7 protein-coding genes and 1 pseudogene are annotated in these 7,595 nt (G+C 71.5%); 6 read left to right on the top strand and 2 right to left on the bottom strand.

The annotated features are described in order from the left end of the window. The 3 genes and pseudogenes from COGEMETH_RS21140 to coaA all read left to right on the top strand — a co-directional run. A pseudogene (locus COGEMETH_RS21140) lies at window positions 1-132 on the top strand (imidazole glycerol phosphate synthase subunit HisF); the annotation flags it as partial. 148 nt (window positions 133-280) lie between these two features. After that, window positions 281-604 carry a phosphoribosyl-ATP diphosphatase gene (locus tag COGEMETH_RS21135; protein ID WP_238184568.1) on the top strand — a complete coding sequence of 108 codons (324 nt, stop codon included), beginning with the start codon at window positions 281-283 and terminating at the stop codon, window positions 602-604. A gap of 44 nt (window positions 605-648) precedes the next feature. Beyond that, the gene (gene coaA, locus COGEMETH_RS21130; RefSeq protein ID WP_238184572.1) at window positions 649-1,623 is read left to right on the top strand and encodes a type I pantothenate kinase; all 975 of its coding nucleotides are present in this window, start codon (window positions 649-651) and stop codon (window positions 1,621-1,623) included. Between the two features lie 16 nt (window positions 1,624-1,639). Here the strand turns inward: coaA and thpR are convergent, their stop codons facing one another. Next, entirely contained in the window at window positions 1,640-2,179 is a 540-nt protein-coding gene (gene thpR, locus COGEMETH_RS21125; protein ID WP_238184567.1) for an RNA 2',3'-cyclic phosphodiesterase, read from the bottom strand. A gap of 24 nt (window positions 2,180-2,203) precedes the next feature. Next, complete coding sequence (locus COGEMETH_RS21120; protein WP_238184570.1) at window positions 2,204-2,833, bottom strand: arylesterase; 630 nt, start codon at window positions 2,831-2,833, stop codon at window positions 2,204-2,206. 177 nt (window positions 2,834-3,010) lie between these two features. Between COGEMETH_RS21120 and COGEMETH_RS21115 the strand changes: the two genes are divergently transcribed. The 3 genes from COGEMETH_RS21115 (at window position 3,011) to COGEMETH_RS21105 (ending at window position 7,290) form a co-directional block, all read left to right on the top strand. Further along, the gene (locus COGEMETH_RS21115; RefSeq protein ID WP_238184569.1) at window positions 3,011-3,694 is read left to right on the top strand and encodes an ABC transporter ATP-binding protein; all 684 of its coding nucleotides are present in this window, start codon (window positions 3,011-3,013) and stop codon (window positions 3,692-3,694) included. Beyond that, window positions 3,694-6,270 (top strand): ABC transporter permease, encoded by a 2,577-nt coding sequence (locus tag COGEMETH_RS21110; RefSeq protein ID WP_238184566.1) that lies wholly within the window; start codon window positions 3,694-3,696, stop codon window positions 6,268-6,270. Before COGEMETH_RS21115 ends, COGEMETH_RS21110 begins: the two co-directional genes overlap by 1 nt. Before the next feature lie 252 nt (window positions 6,271-6,522). Beyond that, the gene (locus COGEMETH_RS21105; RefSeq protein ID WP_238184565.1) at window positions 6,523-7,290 is read left to right on the top strand and encodes a Bax inhibitor-1/YccA family protein; all 768 of its coding nucleotides are present in this window, start codon (window positions 6,523-6,525) and stop codon (window positions 7,288-7,290) included. Window positions 7,291-7,595 lie beyond the last annotated feature (305 nt).

The following is a 7,595-nucleotide window of genomic DNA, read 5'->3' as shown; positions in this document are numbered from 1 at the left end:
GTCGCGGGCGTGGCCGAGGGTGGCGCGAGCGCCGTGCTCGCCGCCTCGATCTTCCATTTCGGCCAGCACACCGTGGCCGAGGCCAAGGCCCACATGGCGGCGGCCGGCCTGTCGATGCGTCTCGACGTTTGATCCGGCACCATCCTGCAGGGCACGCGCCCTACAAAGTCGCAGCGATTTCAACGCTCCGGCTTGCCCGCGGACCTGCGGTGCCGCAGACACGGGAACCCGATGACCCTGCCAAGGGTGCCAGGATGGGTGCCAGGATGCACGAACCTGCATGTCCGATTACACGCTGAACGACCTCGCGCGCCTGGTGGCGAGCCGCGCCGGCACGTCGCCCGAGCAGTCCTACACCGCCAAGCTGCTGTCCGAGGGCCCGGCCAAGGCGGCCAAGAAGCTCGGTGAGGAGGCGGTGGAGGCCGCCATCGCCGCCGTGCAGGGCGACAAGGTCGGCCTGAAGAACGAGGCGGCGGACGTGCTCTACCACCTCGTGGTCCTGCTGCGGGCGGGCGGGGTCGAGCTCGACGCGGTGATGGCCGAGCTGGAGCGCCGCACGGGCCAGAGCGGGCTCGCCGAGAAGGCCGCGAGGCGCCACACGTGAGCGAGGCCCCGCGGGCGCAGCCGCCTGCCGCCGGCCCGCCGCCGGTGACCGGCCAGGACCCGGTGACGGGGGACGGCTCGGAGCGGCTCTCGCCCTACCGCCTGTTCGGCCGCGAGGCGTGGGCGCAGTTGCGCGCCGACACGCCGCTCACCCTGACGCAGGGGGACATCGAGCGCCTGCAATCCCTCAACGACCCGATCTCGATCGAGGAAGTGGTGGCGATCTACCTGCCGCTGTCGCGCCTGCTCTCTCTCTACGTCGCTGCGACCCAGGGGCTGTTCAAGGCGACGCAACGCTTTCTGCTCGCCGAGCGCGAGACCAAGCTGCCCTACATCATCGGGCTCGCGGGCTCGGTGGCGGTCGGCAAGTCCACCACGGGGCGGGTGCTGGCCGCACTCCTGGCGCGCTGGCCCAACACACCGCGGGTCGACCTCGTCACCACGGACGGGTTCCTGCTGCCCAACGCGGAGCTTGCCCGCAACGGCACGATGGAGCGCAAGGGCTTTCCCGAGAGCTACGACACGGCGGCCCTGCTGCAGTTCCTGCACGACGTGAAGTCGGGCCGGAAGCGGGTCACCGCGCCCCTCTACTCCCACCTCGTCTACGACCGGGTGCCCGGCGAGGAGCGGGTGGTGGAGAGCCCCGACATCCTGATCGTCGAGGGCCTCAACGTGCTCCAGCCGGCCCGCCTGCCGCGCGACGGCACGGCGGTGCCCTTCGTCTCCGACTTCTTCGACTTCTCGATCTACCTCGACGGGCACGAGGACGACCTGCACCGCTGGTACGTCATGCGCTTCATGCGCCTGCGCCAGACGGCGTTCCGCGATCCGCGCTCCTACTTCCGGAAATACGCCGAGGTGCCCGAGGCCGAGGCGTTGGCCATCGCCGACCGGCTCTGGACCACGATCAACCTGCCGAACCTCCGCGAGAACATCCTGCCGACCCGCCAGCGCGCCAGCCTGATCCTGGCCAAGGGCGCGAGCCACCGCATCGAGAGCGTGGCCCTGCGCCGGCTGTGACCCGCGCGGCAGCCTTTCATGCGAACGGGAACGCCGCCTCCACCACGTAAGGCCCACCCCCCGTCGAATCGCGGGCCGAGTACAGCACCACCCGCGTCGCAGAGAACGTCAGGGGCTCGAACAGCCCGGATTGCGACAGGTACATCGCCACGTCCTCGGGGCTCGCCGCGCGCTTCAGCCGGGCGAGGGTCACGTGGGGCACGAACTTGCGCCGGTCCGGCTCCACCCCCGCCCGGCGGATCAGCCGCTCCTGCTCGGCCTGGAGGTCGGCGAGCGCCGCGTTCCCCGCCACCGAGGCGTAGAGCGCCCGCGGCTTCTCGCCGCCGAAGGCCCCGAGCCCGTCGAGGGTGACGGTGATGGCGGGGCGCGGGCGCATCTCCGCCAGGGCCTCGACGGCGTCCTCGGCCACGTCCGCGTCCACGTCGCCGAGGAAACGCAGGGTGATGTGGTAGTCGGCGGGCTCGATCCAGCGCGCGCCGGGGATGCCGCCGCGATACCGCGCCAGGGCGTCGCCGAGGGCGGGCGGGATTTCCAGTCCGGTGAACAGGCGGGGCATCTCTTTTCGACCCGATGGTGTCGGCTACTTCGTCGGCGCTCCGAGCCGTCCCACGAAGGTCTCCACCGAGGGCAGGATGCCGGAGACGATGGCCTCGACGCCCTTCACGTTGGGGTGGAGGCCGTCGTCGAGGTTGTAGGCCCGGTCGCCCGCGATGCCTTCCAGGAAGAACGGGTAGAGCACCAGGCCGTATTGCCGGGCGAGATCGGGATAGATCGCGTCGAAGCGGGCGACGTAGTCCGGCCCGAGGTTGGCCGAGGCGCGCATGCCGGCGAGCAGCACCGGGATGCCGCGGGCCTTCAGCCCGGCGATGATCGTGTCCAGCGCCTTCTTGGTCACCGCGGGGTCGGTGCCGCGCAGCATGTCGTTGGCGCCGAGTTCGAGGATCACCCCGTCCGTCCCGTCCGGCACCGACCACTCGACCCGGTCGAGGCCGTTGGTGGCGGTCTCCCCCGAGACGCCGGCATTGGCGACCGAGACCCGGAGGCCCTTCGTCGCCAGGGCCCGCTCCAGCACGGCCGGGAAGGCCGCGTCCGCCGGCAGGCGGTAGCCGGCGGTCAGGCTGTCGCCCAGGGCCACGAGCTTCAGGGGCCGGGGGGCCTGCGCGCCCGCCGGGCTCGACAGGCCGAGGGTGGCTGCGGCAAAGAGCGCCATCAGCCCCGCCCTGCGGCGGCCGTCATGGCGCCGTCCCCTGGCAGCGTCCATATCGCGCCCATCCCGTCCCGGCACGATCCCTGCCGGAGCCTTCGAAACCCGTCGCAGCCACGCCAAAGCCCCATCCGCCATGCTCGTCATCGCCCACAGATCGGCCCGTCCGTGACCGCCGGCAAGATGCCCGACCCCGCCATCGTGCTCTCCGACGTCGATCTCAGCCTCGGCCGGGGGGCGGCGCGCGTCCATGTCCTGCGCGGCATCTCGCTCGCCGTCGCGCGGGGCGAGGCCGTGGGGCTGGTTGGGCCTTCCGGCTCCGGCAAGTCGACCCTGCTGATGGTGATGGCGGGGCTGGAGCGGCCGGATTCCGGGACGATCGCCGTCGAGGGCACCGATCTCGGGGGGCTGGACGAGGACGCGCTCGCCCGCTTCCGGGGCCGGCGCATCGGCATCGTGTTCCAGGCCTTCCACCTCGTGCCGACGATGACGGCCTTGGAGAACGTGGCCCTGCCCCTGGAACTGGCCGACAAGCCCGAGGCGCTGGCCCGCGCCAGGGCGGAGCTCGAAGCGGTCGGCCTCGGCCACAGGCTGCACCACTACCCGGCCCAGCTCTCCGGCGGCGAGCAGCAGCGGGTCGCCATCGCCCGCGCGGTGGCGCCCGATCCGGCGATCCTGGTGGCCGACGAGCCCACCGGCAACCTCGACGAGGCCACCGGCCGCCAGATCGTGGACCTGCTGTTCGCCCTTAAGCGCGACCGCGGCGCCACCCTGGTGCTGGTCACGCACGATGCCGGCCTCGCCCGCCTCTGCGACCGCACCGTGCGGCTGCGCTCGGGCCTCGTCGAGGCGCCGGTGGCCGCCTGATGCACGGAACCCTGTCACGGCCCGGCCCCGCCCATCGGCCCTCCCGGCTGCCCCTCACCCTGCGCCTGGCCCTGCGGGAACTGCGCGGCGGGCTCTCGGGCTTCGTCGTGTTCCTCGCCTGCATCGCGCTCGGCGTCGCGGCCATCGCGGGCGTGGCCTCGATCTCGCGCTCGCTCTCGGACGGGCTCGGGCGCGAGGGCCGACGCATCCTCGGGGCCGACCTCAGCTACAGCTTGATCAACCGCGAGGCGACGCCTGCCGAGCGCGCGATCCTCGACGCGCAGGGGCGGGTCAGCGTCGTCGCTTCGCTGCGCGCCATGGCGGTGGCGGGCGAGACGGGCGCGGCGCTGGTCGAGCTCAAGGCCGTGGACGGGCTCTACCCGGCGGCCGGCGCCTTCGTCACCGAGCCGCAGACGCCGCTTTCCGACCTGCTGGCCGTGCGGGACGGGGTGCCGGGGGCCGCCGCCGACCCGGCTTTGCTCACCCGCCTCGACCTCAAGCTCGGCGACCGGATCACCTTGGGCGGCCATCTGGTCGCCATCCGCGCGACCATCGTCTCCGAGCCGGACAAGATCGCCGGCGGCATCGGCTTCGGGCCGCGCCTGATCGTGTCGCAGGAGACCCTGCGGACGACCGGCCTCGTTCAGCCGGGCAGCCTCAACCGCTGGAGCTACCGCCTGCTGCTGCCCGACGCCTCGGAGGGCGACCTCGACGCGGCCGCCGCCCGCGTCGCCAAGGCCGTGCCGGAGGCGGGCTGGGAGATGCGGGCGCGCACCAACGCCGACCCGCGCTTCGCCAAGAGCATCGAGCGCTTCACCCAGTTCCTGACGCTGGTGGGCCTCACGGCGCTGATCGTCGGCGGCATCGGCGTGGCCAACGCCGTGCACGCCTTCGTGGAACGCAAGCGCGGCTCGATCGCGACCCTGAAGAGCGTCGGCGCACCGGGCTCCACGGTCGTCGCCCTCTACCTCACCCAGGTGATGCTGATCGCCGGCCTCGGCACCGCCATCGGCCTGACGGTCGGCGCGGGCCTGCCCTTCGTGGTCCAGGCGCTGTTTGCCGCCGACCTGCCCCTGCCCCTGAACCCGACGCTGGCGCCGGGCGAATTGATGCTGGCGGCCGCCTACGGCCTGCTCACCGCCTTCGCCTTCGCGATCACGCCGCTGGGCCACGCCCACGACGTGCCGGTCTCCGGCCTGTTCCGCGACGCCGTAGACCCCTCCGCCGCCCGCACCCGCCCGCGCTACCGGCTGATGCTGGGCCTCGCACTGGTCGCCCTGGTGGCGCTCTCCGTCGCCACGGCCTTCGACCGGCGGGTGGCGATGATCTTCATCGCGGCCGCCGGCATCGCCTTCGGGCTGCTGCGCCTCGTGGCCCTGGGCGTCATGGCGCTCGCCCGCCGCCTGCCGCATCCGTCCTGGCCGGCCCCGCGGATGGCTTTGGCCAACCTCCATCGGCCCGGTGCGCTGACCCCGGCCATCGTACTGTCGCTCGGCCTCGGCGTCACGCTGCTGGTGACCCTGAGCCTGATCGACGCCAACGTGCGCCGCACGATCTCGGCGACCCTGCCGGCGCGCGCCCCGAACCTGTTCTTCCTCGACATCCCGGCCCGCGACGCCCCCGCTTTCCACGACTTCCTGGCGCGGGCCGCACCCGCCGCCAAGGTCGAGCGGGTGCCGATGATGCGCGGGCGGATCGTCGCCCTGAACGGCGTTCCCGCGGGGCAGATCAGGCCGCCGGAGGACGCGGCCTGGGTGCTCGATGGGGACCGCGGCATCACCTACGCCGACGAGCCGCCGGACGGCTCCACCATCACGGCCGGCAAGTGGTGGACGGCCGAGGAAGGCAAGGCGCCGCTGGTCTCCTTCGAATCGGAGTTGGCGCGCAACCTCGGCCTGGAGATCGGCAGCAGCGTCACCGTCAACGTGCTCGGGCGCGACCTGACCGCGAAGATCGCCAACCTGCGCAAGGTCGAGTGGCGCAACCTCGGCATCAACTTCGTCATGGTCTTCTCCGAGGGCACCTTCCGCGGGGCGCCGCATTCCGACCTCGCGACCCTGACGCTGCCCGGCGGCACCGATGCGCCCCTGGAGAACCGGGTGCTGCGCGACGTCGCCCACGCCTTCCCCTCCGTGACCAGCGTGCGGGTGAAGGACGCCCTCGACGCGGTCGGCGACCTCGTGGGCAAGCTCGTCCTGGCGATCCGCGGGGCCAGCGCCGTCGCCGTGCTCGCGAGCCTGTTCGTGCTCGCCGGCGCCATCGCCGCCGGCCACCGCGCCCGGCTCTACGACGCCGTGGTCCTCAAGGTGCTGGGCGCCACGCGCAGGCGGCTGCTCTCGGCCTACGCCCTCGAATACGGGGTGCTCGGGCTCGTCACCGCCCTGTTCGGGCTGATCGCCGGGACGGCGGCCGGCTGGGTCATCGTCACGAAGGTGATGCGCCTCGACTTCGCCCTCGACCTCTCGGGCGCCCTGGTCGCCGCCGCGCTCTCCGTGGTCCTGGCCGTGGTGATCGGGCTTGCCGGCACCTGGCGCATCCTCGGCCAGAAGCCGGCGCCCTATCTCCGGCAGTTCTGAGGGGCGTCCGAAGGGCTGCGCGAGCAGTCGATCGTCCCGTTCGAACAGGCTGAACGCGATTTAATCCCTGTGTTCATGAACAAATTTACATCCGATCCGGGCCGAAAACCCGGCGCGCAAGCTCGGCACGGGACTTGTGCGCGGCTGCGCAACGCAACATATTCCGCTTCGAGGCGCCCTGCGGCGCCAGAGGTCCTTGCGTGGGCCTCGCGTCAAACACCACGCTGAGAGAGCTTCTTCAAGGAAACTCCCATGGCCTTTGACAACAGCCCCTTCCGATACGGCGCCCAGGCGCCCACTCAGGCCGGCACCCAGGTCGAGGTCGACCAGGGCCTGCGCGCCTTCATGCTCGGCGTCTACAACAACATGGTCGTGGGCCTGGGCATCTCCGGCCTCGTGGCGCTCGGCCTCAACATGGCCGCCACCACCGCGACCGCCACGGGCAAGCTCGCGCTGACGCCCTTCGGCCAGACCCTCTACAACAGCCCCCTCAAGTGGGTGCTGATGTTTGCGCCGCTGGCGTTCATCTTCATCTTCTCGATGCGGATGGACAGGATGTCCGCCTCCTCGGCGCGGATGATGTTCTTCGCCTTCGCGGCCGTGATGGGCGCCTCGATGTCCTCGCTCCTCCTCGTGTTCACGGGCGGCAGCGTGGTGCGGGTGTTCTTCATCACCGCGGCGGCCTTCGGCGGCCTCAGCCTCTACGGCTACACCACCAAGCGCAGCCTGTCCGGCATGGGCTCGTTCCTGGTGATGGGCCTGATCGGCCTGATCCTGGCCTCGCTGGTCAACATCTTCCTGGCCTCCTCCGCGCTCCAGTTCGCCATCTCCCTGATCGGCGTTCTGATCTTCGCGGGGCTCACCGCCTACGACACCCAGAAGCTGAAGGAGATGTATCTCTACAGCGGCTTCGACGGTGAGGCGGCGGCCAAGATGTCGATCAACGGCGCCCTGACGCTGTATCTCGACTTCATCAACATGTTCCAGTTCCTGCTCACGCTGATCGGCGACCGCCGCTAAGCCGCAGGCACCGAACACGACGAGGCCCCGGCGGAAACGCCGGGGCTTTTTTCGTTCTCTTAGGCGCTGGCCGGAAGATCAGTATACCGGCGCGACTCCCCCTCGCCCCTCTGCGGGAGAGGGTGGCCCGCGGAGCGGGTCGGGTGAGGGGAGCGACGGGTCCGGATATGGCGCTCCCCTCACCCGACCCTCGCTCACGCGAGGCCACCCTCCCCCGCAAAGGGGGGAGGGACGATTCCCACACGACAACCGAGCCGGGACGTGACCGAAACGAGCCCCCTGGCCGCCGCCGAGGCCCCCGAGCG

Source organism: Methylobacterium trifolii (genome assembly GCF_022179685.1).
Taxonomy (GTDB): Bacteria; Pseudomonadota; Alphaproteobacteria; order Rhizobiales; family Beijerinckiaceae; genus Methylobacterium; species Methylobacterium trifolii.
This window is presented reverse-complemented; position numbering and strand designations above follow the sequence as displayed.